The organism is Synechococcus sp. WH 5701, from assembly GCF_000153045.1.
Lineage (GTDB): Bacteria > Cyanobacteriota > Cyanobacteriia > PCC-6307 > Cyanobiaceae > Regnicoccus_A > Regnicoccus_A antarcticus.
The window spans coordinates 588,694-602,100 of the sequence record NZ_CH724160.1 but is presented as its reverse complement, the minus strand read 5'-3'; the positions used below and the strand labels follow the sequence as shown (position 1 = coordinate 602,100).

The following is a 13,407-nucleotide window of genomic DNA, read 5'->3' as shown; positions in this document are numbered from 1 at the left end:
CAGGTTCAGCAGGAACTTTCACCGCCGGCTCGCGGCCTCGAGACCAGCATGCTCGGAGTCCAAGCAGCCCCACCGCCATGGCCGAGCCGATCGATCTGCTGGAGCTGCCGGCGGCCCTGCGTCGCCGGACGGTGCTCGCCTACGGCCTCGGTGACGCCGGCACCGGGCTGGCGGCGGCCCTGATCGGCTTCTATCTGTTCGTCTTCTACACGAAGATCGCCGGGCTGCCCCCCTGGCTGGCTGGCCTGGTGCTGATGGTGGGCCGGCTCTGGGACGCCATCAACGATCAGCTGTTGGGCTGGCTCAGCGACCGCACCCGCAGCCGCTTCGGGCCCCGCCTCCCCTGGATGGTCTGGAGCGCGGTACCCCTCGGGCTGAGCATGGCGCTGATGTGGTGGTTCCCTCCCGGTGGTGAACTGCTGCGCTTTGGCTGGTTCGTGCTGATCTCCGTGGTGTTCATGGCCGCCTACACAGGCGTGAACCTGCCCTTCTGCGCCCTGGCCACCGAGCTCAGCGAAGACACCCGGCTGCGCACCCGCCTCAACGCGGCCCGATTCACCGGCTCGATTCTCAGCAGCCTGCTGGGCCTGATGCTCGGCGCGCTGCTGGTGGGCTACGGCGCCCCGGGCTACCTGGCGATGGGGGTGGCCGCAGGAGCGGTGGTGGTCGTCGGCACCCTGCTGTCCGCCTGGGGGTTGGCGCCGGCCGCACGGGTGTGCCGCCGGCCCTCGGGGTCACCCGAGCCCATCACCGCCCAGCTGGGACGCATCCGGCGCAATGGCCGCTTCCTGCGGGTGGTGGGCCTGTATCTCCTGCTCTGGGGAGCGCTGCAACTGATGCAGCCAGTGTCGTTGCTCTATCTCACCGAGGTGATGCATCTGCCCCAGGCCTGGAGCACCTGGATGCTGATCCCCTTCCAGCTGAGTGCCATGGCAGGGCTGGAGCTGTGGAGCCGGCTGGCGGCCCGACGGGGACGGCTGGTCGCCCTGCGCTGGGGCTGTGGCGTCTGGATCGCCATGGGGGGTCTGGCCATGGTGCTGGTGCCGCTGGATGCCGCCGCGGCCCCGCTGGCCCCTGGGGGCAACGGCCTGAAGTTCTCGCTGCTGGTGGGGGTGGTGATTCTGCTGGGCCTGGGGGCCGCCACCGCCTACCTGCTGCCCTGGTCGTTGCTGCCCGACGCGATCGACGCCGATCCGGAGCGGCCGGCCGGGCTGTTCACCGCCTGGATGGTGATGACCCAGAAGCTGGGCAGCGCCGTGTCGGTGTTTCTGCTGGGAAACCTGCTCAGCTGGAGCGGCTACGTGGCGGGGCTGGTCGGTGGCCAGCCCCATCCGGCTCTGGTGATGATCCGCCTCTGCATCGGCCTGATCCCGGCCGTGCTCGTGGTGCTGGGGCTTGTGGTGATGCGTCACTGGCCGCAGCCGTCCTGCCGGCCCCGATGAGCCCTGAGCTCAGCTGAACTCCGGCTTACCGGCCAAGCGGGGCCTGACGATCCCGTCCGAGGTGTCGAGCCAGGGATCCTCCTGGAACGGCCACACCCGGGGGAGAACCGGCACCGCCAGGCCCCGCTCGGCGCGGATCCTGGCCCAGATGCGGGTGAACCACCAGCGGGCCGCCTGGGTGGAGCCGCCCCGGTAACGCGCCACCAGCCCCTGATCGAGCCGGCCGCAGGCCATCTCCCCCTCCAGCCCGGTCCGATCGGCTCGGCAAAGCTCCAGAAGAGCTTCCGGCACCGGCGCCGGCGCCGCCCAGACCAGGCTGCCGAACACGGGCATCCCCGCCAGCCCGTGGGGGGAGCGCAAGGTCTCTCCCGACAGCTCGAGTTGATCGACCACGCTCCAGCGCCCCTGCCGGCGAACCTCCAGGCGCGAGCGCCAGCAGCCCTCCCCCAGGGTTTCGGCATCGGCACTGCGGCCCAGGCGCACCACATCGGCCCCGAGCCAGCTGGCCCCCTCGGCCAGCTCCACCCGGCAGCTCTGCTCGATCAGACCTCCTGCGAACACCACCAGCTCCTGGGGCAGCCATTCCAGGTCCGCCCCCTCCAGCAGCTCGAAGCTCAGCCGCTGGCGGCTCCAGCTGCCCCGGGGCTCCAGGCGGGAGCGGCCCACCGATCCATACACCTTCTGGGCGGCGACGCTGGTGATCAGGGCACGGCTGTGGGGCCCGAGCTCGGCTCCGATGCTCAGCTCATCGCCCCCCACAAGACCACCGCCGGTGTGCAGCAGCGGCAGTTCGCAGCGGCCATCAGCGCGGGCGAAGGCCCGCTGGATCTTGAGGGGGGCCGTGGCACCGCCCTGGTGCTGGGTGCCGCGATCAGCCGGTCGCTGGAAGCGCAGGTGGGCCTCTGCGCACCAGGGCTTCGGGGGAGCGCTGAGCATGGGCAATTGCGCTCCTGAGAGTTCGGCAGTGTCCGGGGAATCCTGGCCCAGGCCACCAGAGCTGATTTGGTAGCCATTGCCACAGGGATTGCCTCCCGGCCTGGGGAGGCTGGCGCCTTGTTCTGAGGCTGATGGCCCTGTGTCCAGGCCCCCGAGCTCGAGTTCACCCCAGGTCACACCGCCGCTGCAGCTCGAGTTGCGCGGCCAGGGGCAGGCGCCGGGTGCGCTCATGCCGGCGCTGAATCTGCCCTTGAGCGCCCAGGAGCGCACCAGCCTGCGCGGGCGGCGGCGCACCTCCTGCGGGCGCGAACTGCTGCTGCACCTGCCGCGAGGACCGGCCCTGGAGCCGGGGGAGCGGCTGATGCCGGCCGATCGCAGCGTGCTGGTGGTGGTGCAGCCAGCGCCTGAGCCGGTGCTGGTGGTGCGCAGCCCGGATTCCCTGGCGTTGCTGCAGGCCGCCTACCACCTGGGCAACCGCCATGTGTCGCTGGAGCTGCGCCCCCGGGAGCTGAGGCTGCTGGAGGACGGGGTGCTGGAGGAGCTGATACGGCAACGGGGGCTGTTGGTGGAGCACCGCCTGGAGCCGTTTCTGCCGGAGCCGGGTGCCTATGCCACAGCCAGTGACTCCCACAACCACTCCCACGCCCACAGTGGCGACCACAACCACGACGGCGACCAGGCGCGATGAGTGTCGCCGGACTGCATCTGCTGCAACTGGTGAGCCCCGCCTTGCCGGTGGGGGCGTTCAGCTACTCGGAGGGGCTGGAGGTGTTGGTGCAGAGGGGAACCATCACCACGGCGAGGGCTCTGCAGGACTGGCTCGAAGCCGAGCTCCGGCGCGGCAGCATCGGCATCGAGGCGGCGGCCCTGGGCCCTCTGCAGGAGGCCCTGCGTCAGCACCAGCTCATGGCTGCAGCGGGAACCGAGAGCGAGGGGGCTCAGCGTGCCCGGGCAACGTTGATGGATCTCGACAGCTGGCTGCTGGTCCAGCGCGAAGCGCCTGAACTGCGGTCCCAGCAACGTCAGATGGGACGCTCCTTGCTGCAGCTGCTGGCGCAGCTGGGCTGGCCGCTGCAGCCTGCCGTCGAGCTGGCCTGGCCGGCGGCCTGGGCCTGGGCGGGTCTTTGCCTGGAGCTCCCACTGCCTGATCTGGTGGAGGCCTACCTCTATGGCTGGTGCGCCAACCAGATCAGTGCCGCCGTGCGCCTGGTGCCACTTGGGCCCACCCAGGGACAACGGTTGCAGCTGGCCCTGGCACCATTACTGGTGGAGCGGGGCCGCGAGCTGGCGCGCGCCGATCCCCGCGAGCAATGGACCGGCGGCATCGGCTCTGGCCTCTGCCAGCTCCACCACGCCGAGCTTTACTCCAGGCTGTTTCGAAGTTGACCCTCAAGGCGGCCCACCAGCATGAGCAAACTGCGCGTTGGAGTGGCGGGACCCGTGGGCTCCGGCAAGACGGCCCTCGTTGAAGCCCTCTGCCGGCGGCTGCGCCAGGAGCTGGAGCTGGCGGTGGTCACCAATGACATCTACACCCAGGAAGACGCCCAGTTCCTGACGCGCGCCGGCGCTCTGGAGCCCGAGCGCATCCGCGGGGTGGAAACGGGAGGTTGCCCCCACACCGCTATCCGGGAAGACTGCTCGATCAACCGCGCCGCGGTGGAGGAACTGGAGATCCAGTTCCCCGATCTCGATTTGGTGCTGGTGGAGAGCGGCGGTGACAATCTCGCGGCCAGCTTCAGTCCGGAGCTGGTGGATCTGTGCATCTATGTGATCGACGTGGCCGCCGGGGACAAGATCCCCAGGAAGGGGGGGCCGGGCATCACCCGCTCCGACCTGCTGGTGATCAACAAGATCGATCTGGCAGCGATGGTGGGCGCCGATCTGAGCGTGATGCAACGAGACACCGAACTGATGCGACCGGGCCGCCCCTGGTGCTTCACCAACCTTCGCAGCGGAGAAGGCCTGGAGCGTGTCGAATCCTTTCTGCGTGAACAGTTACCCAGCCCAAGGGCCTGAGTCAGGGACCTGGCTTCACCAGCAAATCCACACACCCTGAGCCAGCACAGAGGTTTCGTGCGATCGGATACATAGCGCCCTGGGCGATCTCCGTAAGTTCCGAGCTGCCGTCAGCATCGCGGCATACCCTCACCTTGACAAAGCACCAATGGTTCAGAATCTCTCTCGGCGGCTGTTTGCTGGACTTGCTGCTTCCGCCGTCAGCATCACTCTGGTGTCCTGCGGTGGCGGTGGCGGTGGAGACTCCGCTGGCAACTTCGACGGCGAGGTCAAAGTTGGCATCCTCCACTCCCTGAGTGGCACCATGGCTATCTCGGAAACGACCCTGAAAGAGGTCGAAGAGATGGCGATCAAGGAGATCAACGATGCCGGCGGCGTCAAAGTTGACGGCAAGTCATACAAAATCGTCGCCGTTGCCGAAGATGGTGCCTCCGATTGGCCCACCTTTGCCGAGAAATCGCAGAAGCTGATCGACTCCGACAAGGTGGCCGTGGTGTTCGGAGGCTGGACCTCCGCCAGCCGCAAAGCCATGCTGCCGGTGTATGAAGCCAAGAATCATATGGGCACCTCGAAATATTGCCACTACCCAGGCTGCCTTGAGAAGCAAAATGCTCATCCTCTGCACGTGCAGATCCGCCTGATGACTGACATTCATGACTTAAATGCGGGATAATTATCCCGTTGCCGAATGATCAGACAGCCAGCATTGCCTTTGAGTTGCAATGCAGGTATCGAAGAAAGTTGTAAGTCAGATTACGCAGTCCCCACCAAGCTTTCGTTCTGGCCAGTCCAATCCGCCTTGTCAGCTTGCCGCGCATGCAGGTTGTGATTGCACCAAAGACATGCTCAACCCTGGCCCGTACAGTTGATCGGACCTTGTTCCGTTCCTTGGCCTCCTCGCTCAAGGGATGGCAGCGTGAGCCCTTTTCATGAATTCGGCTCTCAAAACCACCCAGGTCCAGGAGATCCTCAAACTGAGCACCTGCATAGCCAGAATCAGCCCAGACAAAGTCATCCCTATTTTCAGGGTCTAGCACCTGCGTAAGCATCTGGCTGTCGTGAATATTAGCTGGGGTAATGGCAAATCTGCGAATGAAGCCGTGAGTGGCATCAATGCAGATGCTGTTCTTGTAGCCGTAGTGGTTGACGCCATTCTTCTTGACCCAGCGAGCGTCAGTGTCCTTCTGGCGCAAGCGGTTTGGCTTGTCCAACCACTTCTCTGGAATGGCTCCATCCTTGATGGTCTTGTTCTCCTCCCTTGAGTTTCGCTGTTTGGGAACTGGGACAAGTGTTGCATCGATGATCTGCCCACCACGGGCCTCCAGCCCATGGGTCCGCAGGTGCTCCTCAAAACGTTCAAAAAGCTCATCGACAACACCCGCCTTGCGGAGCCGCTCGCGGAAGAAGGCAATAGTGGTGGCATCGGGAATGGTGTTCATCACTCCCAGTCCGACAAACTCCTCGAATGAGCGTCTGTCGTTGACCTGAAATTCCAGCTCCTCATCACTGAGGTTGAACAGCTGCTGCAGCACCAGCATCTTGAAGAGGATGATCGGATCAATCCGCTTACGGCCAGCATTGCTCTTGCGTTCATGGCTGTAACCCTGCTCCAGCAGTGGCCTGAAGGCATCCCAGGGAATCGTCTCGGACAGGGTCGCTAACGTGGGCTTCTTCTGCTGAAGCCTGTGGATGCGCTTCTCCTCATCCCAGAATCCACGCTGTCCCATTCAGCTGTGTTGAACTGAACCAATTCTATTGCATATTTCATAGGCTGTCAGGGAGCGACGTAGATTTTTCGAGGTGCCCATATTCTCTTCTACCCGATTCAGTATGAGGGGCAGGAATGCTCCAAGAACATCTTCTACACGGGCGCCGTTCCCAACCAGCAGGCCGAACCAGCCGTTGACTGGCTGATGAAGACCTACGGCGACAAACTGGGCAAGAAGGTTTACTTGGTCGGCTCCGACTACGTCTATCCGCGAACCGCCAACACCATCATCAAGGAGCAGATGAAGGCGCTTGGCGGTGAAACCGTTGGCGAAGACTACATTCCTCTCGGCAACACCGAGGTGGCCCCGATCATTGCCAAGATCAAGAAGGCCTTCCCTGATGGTGGCATCATCATCAACACCTTGAACGGCGACTCCAACGTTGCTCTCTTCAAGCAGTTCAAGGCCGCCGGCATTGATCCGGCAAAATACCCGATCATGTCCTTCTCGATCGCTGAGGAGGAAATCCGCCAGATCGGACCCGAGTACACCACTGGCACCTACGCTGCCTGGAACTTCTTCATGAGCCTGGACACCCCGGCTTCTAAGAAGTTCACCTCCGACTTCCAGGCGATGTATGGCGCCGATCGGGTCACCGGCGACCCGGCTGAATCGGCCTACAACATGGTATACCTCTGGAAGAACGCCGTTGAGAAGGCTGGCACCTTCGAAGATCTCGACAAGGTCCGCAAGACCATGATCGGAATCAAATTCGATGCGCCCCAGGGCGAGATCGAAATGTACCCCAATCACCACACCTCCGAGCGTGTGTTGATCGGTGAGGCTGAAGCCAACGGTCAGTTCAAGATCCTCGAGGACAGCAAGAAGGCCATTCCGCCCATCCCCTGGAACCAGTTCGTGCCCGAAACCAAGGGTTACACCTGCGACTGGACTCAGGATCGTCCTGATGCCGGCAAGTTCAAGATGTGATCAGGGCCATCCCCGGGAGGCGATGAAAAATCGGTGGTTCCTCCAGGAACCACCGCCCGCCGTCCAGATCGATACACCACCCCGTTCGACCTGGTCCAGCGTCGCGTCAGCGATGCTGGACCTAACTTTCAACATTCATTCCGTTGGAACTTTTCTTTTCTCAGATTCTCGATGGCCTCAGCATCGGATCGGTTCTGCTGCTTGCAGCCACCGGTCTGGCCATCGTTTTTGGCTTGATGGGGGTCATCAACCTCGCCCATGGTGAGTTCATGATGCTGGGCGCCTATGTCACCTACGTGGTGCAGTCGGCGTTCAAACCCATGGGTGGTGTGATCTTCGAGCTGTATTTCCCAGTCTCTCTGGTGCTTGCCTTCATCGTCACGGGATTGATTGGAGTGCTGCTGGAGAGAACGCTGATCCGACAGCTTTACGGCAGACCCCTGGAAACACTGCTCGCCACTTGGGGAGTTAGCCTGATTCTCATCCAGCTGATTCGAAGTGTATCAACGGCCATGATGCTTGGCATCATTGTGGGTGTAGCTTCCGGGGTCTTACTTTCTAAGTTACTGCGCGCGAAGTTCTCACAGAAGCCTTTCTTCACCTATCTCAATGGACTGGGCTGGGCTCTCTCCATCCTCATCGGTCTGATTGCCGTGAATCTCTTCGATCAGTTCCGGCCACTCTCCAAGCCTTGGTTCGGTCCCCGCAACATCGATGTGACGGCACCGAAATGGCTGCAGGGTAGCTGGGGGATGATCGGCACCATCGAACTGCCCGGTCTGAGGATCTTCATCATCCTGCTGTCGGCCCTTTTGCTTCTGGCCACCTACTGGTTCCTGAATAAAAGCGTCTGGGGTCTGCGGATCCGCGCAGTCACCCAGAACCGTCAGATGAGCAACTGTCTCGGTATTCCAACCGATCGCGTGGACAGCATCACCTTCGGTATCGGATCCGGACTGGCCGGGGTGGCTGGGTGCGCCATCACTTTGCTGGGATCGGTGGGCCCCAACCTCGGGGCCGCGTATATCGTGTCCTGCTTCATGGTGATCGTGCTGGGCGGTGTAGGCAACCTGCTCGGCACCGTGATCGCAGCGATTCTGCTCGGGATCATTCAATCGGTGATCGGCTCAGGAACCTTGCTCACCATCTTCCCGGATATGCCGGAGGCGGCCCGAGGGGTCACCGAATTTTTCGCGACCACGAGCATGTCGCTGGTCCTCGTTTTCATCTTCATCATCGTCTTCCTCCAGTTCCGTCCCAACGGCATGTTCCCCCAGAAGGGTCGCTCGGTCGATGCTTGACCCGATCATCCCCACCCGCTGCAGATTCCCGTTCCATCTCCCCACGAGGAGGCCTCTACCTTGAAACTCTTCCAAAGACTTGTCCCCTGGATTCTGCTGGCGGTTGCCCTGTTCATCCTGCCGGCTGGCCTCGACGATTTCCGGCTCAACCTCTTCGGTCGCTATTTCGCGCTCGCCATCACCGCTCTGGCGATCGATCTGATCTGGGGATACACCGGTCTGCTGAGCCTGGGTCAGGGGATCTTCTTCTCGTTGGGTGGCTACGCGGTGGCCATGTACCTGATGCTCAATACCAAGAGCCTGGCTGGCGGTAATGGCATCCCCAAATTTTTCGAGAACTACGGCGTCGCTGAGCTGCCCTTTTTCTGGAAGCCCTTCTGGTCACCTGTATTCACGCTGATCGCCATCTGGGTGATCCCAGCCGTGGTGGCTGGTGTGGTGGGTTGGTTGATCTTCAGAAACCGGATCAAAGGAGTGTATTTCTCCATCATCACCCAAGCCGCGTTGATGGTGTTCTTCCACTTCTTCAACGGCCAGCAGAAGCTTTTCGACGGCACCAACGGCCTCAAAACCAGCACCTCGCAGCTGTTCGGCCAACTGGTGGGTTCCCCTGACATGCAGGTGTGGTTCTACCGCCTCACGGTGATCCTGCTCCCCATCGCTTTTCTGATCTGCCGGTACTTCACCAGCGGGCGCTTCGGTGATGCCCTGATCGCCATCCGTGACGATGAGACAAGATTTCGCTTTGCCGGTTTCAATCCGGTCCCGTTCAAGACCATCGTCTTCCTGGTGGCGGGGGCCCTGTGCGGAATCTCTGGCGCGCTGTACACCGTGCAGTCCGGGATCGTTTCGCCCCAGTACATGTCGATCTCCTTCTCGATCGAGATGGTGATCTGGGTGGCCGTGGGCGGCCGGGGGACCCTGGTGGGTCCCATCATCGGCGCCACATTGGTCAACTATCTGCGCAGCCTGGTAAGCGAGGCCCTGCCGGAGGCCTGGCTCTTCGTTCAGGGTGCCCTATTCATCTTCGTGGTTGTGCTCATGCCCGATGGCATTTATGGCTGGGTTGTCAACGGTGGATTCAGGAGTCTGCTGGCCGCCTTCGGCATCGCCAAGAAGGCAAAAACCTATCCCCGGATCGATGAGGAGGCTCTCCCCGTGGACTAGTCAGTCCGACAATGCTGCCAGGTTTTTCTTCGTGACTGCTTTCTCGAATACGCTCCTTTCCGATGTCCATGTCAGAACCTCTACTTGAGCTCAATGACGTCAGCGTGAGTTTCGATGGCTTCTATGCCCTCACCGATCTCAGCCTGAAGTTATATAAGGGTGAGTTGAAGTCGATCATCGGGCCCAACGGTGCCGGCAAGACAACATTTCTGGATGTGATCACCGGCAAGGTTCGACCCACCAAGGGCTCGGTGACCTTCAAGGGACAATCGCTTCTCGGTGTTTCGGAGCAGAAGATCTCTCGTCAGGGGATCGGCCGCAAGTTCCAGACCCCGAGGGTCTTCGAGAACCTCAGCGTGCTTCGCAATCTCGAGCTAGCCGCCTCCCCGTTGAAAAACGCCTTCAGCCTGCTGGGGTCGGGCCTTCCCCAGGCGGCCAAGGACGAGGTTCATCGCATCATGAACTATGTGGGCCTGGCACCCTTCGCCACCGTGAAGGCTGGCTCCCTCTCCCATGGCCAGAAGCAGTGGCTGGCCATCGCTTGCCTGGTGGCCCAGGCCCCGGAAGTTCTGCTCCTGGATGAACCGGTTGCCGGTCTGACCGATGAGGAAACCCTGCGAACGGCCGAACTGATCAAGTCCCTGGCCGGCGACCACACCGTGGTGGTGATCGAGCACGACATGGAATTCATCCGGGATCTCGATTTCGACGTCACCGTTCTGCATCAGGGGCAGGTGCTCACTGAGGGTCCGCTGGACCAGGTCAAAGCCGATCCAAGGGTTATCGAGGTCTACCTGGGGCCGCCCGAACAGTAACCGTTTTCCGACCTTCAACCACCGCCCCCATGTCTACCACCAGCGAAAAACCCCTGCTCCAGGTCAACGGTCTGAATGTGTATTACGGAGAAAGCCATATTCTCCGCAACGTGGACCTGAGCATCCATGAAGGGAAAATGGTCTGCCTGATCGGTCGCAACGGCGTCGGCAAGACCACGTTTCTCAAGACCATCATCGGACTGCTGCAGCAGCGTTCGGGCACCATCGAATACGGCAGCGGTCAACTGTCCAGCCAGCCTCCCTACCGGAGAGCTCGTGCAGGCATCGGCTATGTCTCCCAGGGCAGGGACATCATTCCCCAGGTTTCGGTCAAGGAGAATCTCCTGCTGGGCATGGAGGCCCTTCCCGGAGGGCTCGAGAAGAACCGCCACATCGATCCTCTGATCTTCGATCTGTTTCCGATTCTCGAGAAGTTCCTCAAGCGCAAGGGTGGCGACCTCAGTGGCGGTCAGCAGCAGCAGCTGGCCATCGCCCGAGCTCTGCTGGGCAAGCCGAAACTGCTGCTGCTGGATGAACCGACCGAAGGGATTCAGCCTTCGATCATCCTCGACATCGAGCACGCCGTTCAGCGGATCATGAAGGAGACCGGCATCAGCGTGCTGCTGGTGGAGCAGCATCTTCACTTCGTGCGCCAGTCCGATTTCTATTACGCCATGCAGCGTGGTGGCATTGTGGCCAGTGGCAAGACGGATCAGCTCTCCGACGAGGTGATCAAGGAGTTCCTGACGGTCTGATCGAGATCGAATGCGCCTGGGCGTTGGCTCCCAGCAGGAGTCGACGCCCAGGCCTGAGCTCCCACTTCCGCGGTTGTCAGCAGCCTCGATTGAGCATCCAGGGACGGGTGCTGCTCTGCTTCAGCCGGGGCTTCGCCGTCTCCGGCTGAGCAACTTCTTTGCGCACCAGTCGTGGTTCCGATTGTTCCTGCTTCAGCCGTAAAGGGCCGGTGAGGGACATCACCGGCGTGAACACACGCTTTCCTTCCGCATCACAGGCAGGACAGTTCGTGTTGCTCTGGCGCTCATCGATGCTGCGCCAGACTTCATAGTTTTCGCAGCCGTTGGCGCAGCTGTATTCGTAGACAGGCATGGTGGGAGAAGACAGGGATCTTGGCAAAAACATCGGCACAATACAAAGGGGGCCTGATGCTCAGGCCCCCCAGATTCACCCTTACTGATCAGCAGGGCAGAATATCCTGGTCGAAGATCGAGGTTGGGATGGCCAGGGTACAACAGGCATTGGGAATGTCGACGATGCCGCTGATTCGTCCCTCAACCGGCGCACAACTCAGCAGCAGGTAGGCCTGCTCACCGGTGTAGCCGAACTTCTTGAGGTACTCGATGGCATTGAGGCAGGCCCGCCGGTAGGCGATGTGCACGTCCATGTAGTACTGCTTGCCTTCGAACTCATCCACGGAGATTCCTTCAAACACGAGGTAATCAGTGAAATGAGGCTCGACGGGGCTGGTCTTGAACATGGGATTGACCATCCCATACTTCTCCATGCCACCCTTGATGATCTCCACATGCAGATCGAGGTAGCCGGACATCTCGATCGCGCCACAGAAGGAGATTTCGCCATCCCCCTGGGAGAAGTGGATGTCTCCCATCGAGAGTTTGGCCCCTTCCACGTAGACGGGGAAGTAGATCTTTGTTCCTTTGGTGAGATTCTTGATGTCGCAGTTACCACCATGCTCCCGGGGAGGCACCGTGCGGGCCGCCTCATTGGCCACCCGCTCGAACTCCGAGCTGGGAAGGGTTCCGAGGATGGCGCTGTTGGGATTGGGCAGGGCCGCCAGCACCGGCTCACTGCCCGAGAGCCCGGCGCCATAGGTGCGGCGGTCGGGGGCGGTGTTCACCAGCTCGGTTTCACGTCGGTTCCACTCCCTCAGCAGCTCATGGGAGGGGGCGCAGCCGATCAGGCCGGGGTGGGTGATGCCAGCGAAGCGCACACCGGGGATATGCCTGGAGCTGGTGTAGATCCCTTCGAAATCCCAGATGGCCTTGGCCGCCTTGGGGTAGTGATCCGTCAGGAAGCCGCCACCGTTTTCCTTGGCGAAGATTCCCGTGAAGCCCCATTCATCTCCCTGCAGGGCGCCGACATCAAGAATATCCACCACCAGGATGTCGCCAGGCTGGGCACCATTCACCCAGATCGGCCCACTCAGGACATGGACAACCTCAAGATTGACATCGGCGATGTCCTGGGGATCATCGTTGTCCTTGATCTGGCCATCGGTCCAGTCCTTGCATTCGATCCTGAACACATCACCCGGATTGACTGAAACCACTGCCGGGATGTCGGGATGCCAGCGGTTATGGCCCGGCATCTCCTGCTGGTCCATCGTCTTGGTGAGATCAACCTTGAACAGCGTTTTCGGCATCGAAAGGAGGGGCTCGTTGCAGTTTTCGCCCACATCCAACGCGAGCCCTCCAAGAGGAACAGTGTCATCGGCTACTGGACCCCGCGCTCAGCGGTCCGGTCACTGGCGTGCCGTGCTGTCATCGAAATCACCCCGACGGCAGAGGTTGTCCCTGAGGCGAGCCGTCCAGGCCTGAGGTTCAAGGCCGCCACTGGCCTCGATCCGCCCATCAAAGTGATACAGAATCTGCCAGCGACTCTTGCCGCTCAGCTGAGCGGCCTCGGCAACGTCCGAGATGGGGTAGCCGTAGACGTTGTCGTAGGCGGGCCAGCCGGGTGTGTCCTTGATGCTGCAGACGACGTTGAGCGCATGCAGGCGTCCGCCCGCCGGCTGGCCAGGCCCATGCAGAAGGACGGCGCCCTTGTAGAGGCCGTTGGACACCCCGGGCTTGAAGGTCTGGGCCAGCTCCACCCGGGTCCCCTCCGCCACCACCAGCACATCCCCCAGCCTGGCGTTCTGAACGGCCACCTCCTTGGGCCCGCCGCAGGCCGAAAGCCCCGCCAGCAGCAACGCCAACCCAGGGATCACCGCTGCCGCCTCGACCCTCACGCTGCTCACCCGCTGATGACCAGACGCTATGACAACTGCCAG

13 protein-coding genes and 2 pseudogenes are annotated in these 13,407 nt (G+C 61.9%); 10 read left to right on the top strand and 5 right to left on the bottom strand.

Annotation, left to right across the window (positions count from 1 at the left end; translation table 11 throughout):
* Positions 1-77: 77 nt before the first annotated feature.
* Positions 78-1,442: an MFS transporter gene (locus WH5701_RS12995; RefSeq protein ID WP_006172935.1), complete on the top strand. Its 1,365-nt coding sequence runs from the start codon at positions 78-80 to the stop codon at positions 1,440-1,442.
* A 9-nt stretch (positions 1,443-1,451) separates the two neighbouring features.
* Here WH5701_RS12995 and WH5701_RS12990 read toward each other — a convergent pair whose 3' ends face one another.
* A complete protein-coding gene (locus tag WH5701_RS12990; protein ID WP_083781928.1) occupies positions 1,452-2,378 on the bottom strand; it encodes an urease accessory protein UreD in 927 nt (308 codons plus the stop codon).
* Between the two features lie 139 nt (positions 2,379-2,517).
* On the opposite strand from WH5701_RS12990, the gene ureE reads away from it, so the two are divergent.
* From ureE to WH5701_RS12970, 4 genes and pseudogenes are all read left to right on the top strand, one after another.
* Positions 2,518-3,066: an urease accessory protein UreE gene (gene ureE, locus WH5701_RS12985; protein WP_037981103.1), complete on the top strand. Its 549-nt coding sequence runs from the start codon at positions 2,518-2,520 to the stop codon at positions 3,064-3,066.
* Positions 3,063-3,764, top strand: a complete 702-nt coding sequence (locus WH5701_RS12980; protein WP_006172932.1) for an urease accessory protein UreF — start codon at positions 3,063-3,065, stop codon at positions 3,762-3,764. The genes ureE and WH5701_RS12980 overlap by 4 nt, the downstream gene beginning before the upstream one ends.
* Before the next feature lie 21 nt (positions 3,765-3,785).
* On the top strand, positions 3,786-4,394 hold the full coding sequence (ureG, locus tag WH5701_RS12975; protein ID WP_006172931.1) for an urease accessory protein UreG: 609 nt from the start codon (positions 3,786-3,788) through the stop codon (positions 4,392-4,394).
* A gap of 148 nt (positions 4,395-4,542) precedes the next feature.
* A pseudogene (locus tag WH5701_RS12970) lies at positions 4,543-5,001 on the top strand (transporter substrate-binding protein); the annotation flags it as partial.
* An 85-nt stretch (positions 5,002-5,086) separates the two neighbouring features.
* Here the strand turns inward: WH5701_RS12970 and WH5701_RS12965 are convergent.
* Positions 5,087-6,121, bottom strand: a complete 1,035-nt coding sequence (locus WH5701_RS12965) for an IS5 family transposase (protein ID WP_006170455.1) — start codon at positions 6,119-6,121, stop codon at positions 5,087-5,089.
* Positions 6,122-6,199: 78 nt separating this feature from the next.
* Between WH5701_RS12965 and WH5701_RS12960 the strand changes: the two are divergent.
* The 5 genes and pseudogenes from WH5701_RS12960 to urtE all read left to right on the top strand — a co-directional run.
* Positions 6,200-7,093: pseudogene (locus tag WH5701_RS12960) on the top strand (transporter substrate-binding protein); the annotation flags it as partial.
* A gap of 143 nt (positions 7,094-7,236) precedes the next feature.
* Entirely contained in the window at positions 7,237-8,394 is a 1,158-nt protein-coding gene (locus WH5701_RS12955; RefSeq protein ID WP_006172928.1) for an urea ABC transporter permease subunit UrtB, read from the top strand.
* Positions 8,395-8,454: 60 nt separating this feature from the next.
* Complete coding sequence (gene urtC, locus WH5701_RS12950) at positions 8,455-9,561, top strand: urea ABC transporter permease subunit UrtC (protein WP_006172927.1); 1,107 nt, start codon at positions 8,455-8,457, stop codon at positions 9,559-9,561.
* Between the two features lie 68 nt (positions 9,562-9,629).
* Complete coding sequence (gene urtD, locus WH5701_RS12945) at positions 9,630-10,376, top strand: urea ABC transporter ATP-binding protein UrtD (RefSeq protein ID WP_037981100.1); 747 nt, start codon at positions 9,630-9,632, stop codon at positions 10,374-10,376.
* Positions 10,377-10,405: 29 nt separating this feature from the next.
* A complete protein-coding gene (gene urtE, locus WH5701_RS12940; RefSeq protein ID WP_006172925.1) occupies positions 10,406-11,131 on the top strand; it encodes an urea ABC transporter ATP-binding subunit UrtE in 726 nt (241 codons plus the stop codon).
* Positions 11,132-11,207: 76 nt separating this feature from the next.
* On the opposite strand, the gene WH5701_RS12935 is transcribed toward urtE, so the two are convergent.
* The 3 genes from WH5701_RS12935 to WH5701_RS12925 all read right to left on the bottom strand — a co-directional run bounded on the left by WH5701_RS12935 (position 11,208) and on the right by WH5701_RS12925 (position 13,374).
* Entirely contained in the window at positions 11,208-11,483 is a 276-nt protein-coding gene (locus WH5701_RS12935; RefSeq protein ID WP_006172924.1) for an FmdB family zinc ribbon protein, read from the bottom strand.
* Between the two features lie 88 nt (positions 11,484-11,571).
* Positions 11,572-12,777: a formamidase gene (fmdA, locus tag WH5701_RS12930; protein WP_037981469.1), complete on the bottom strand. Its 1,206-nt coding sequence runs from the start codon at positions 12,775-12,777 to the stop codon at positions 11,572-11,574.
* A gap of 99 nt (positions 12,778-12,876) precedes the next feature.
* Entirely contained in the window at positions 12,877-13,374 is a 498-nt protein-coding gene (locus WH5701_RS12925) for a hypothetical protein (RefSeq protein ID WP_006172922.1), read from the bottom strand.
* Positions 13,375-13,407 lie beyond the last annotated feature (33 nt).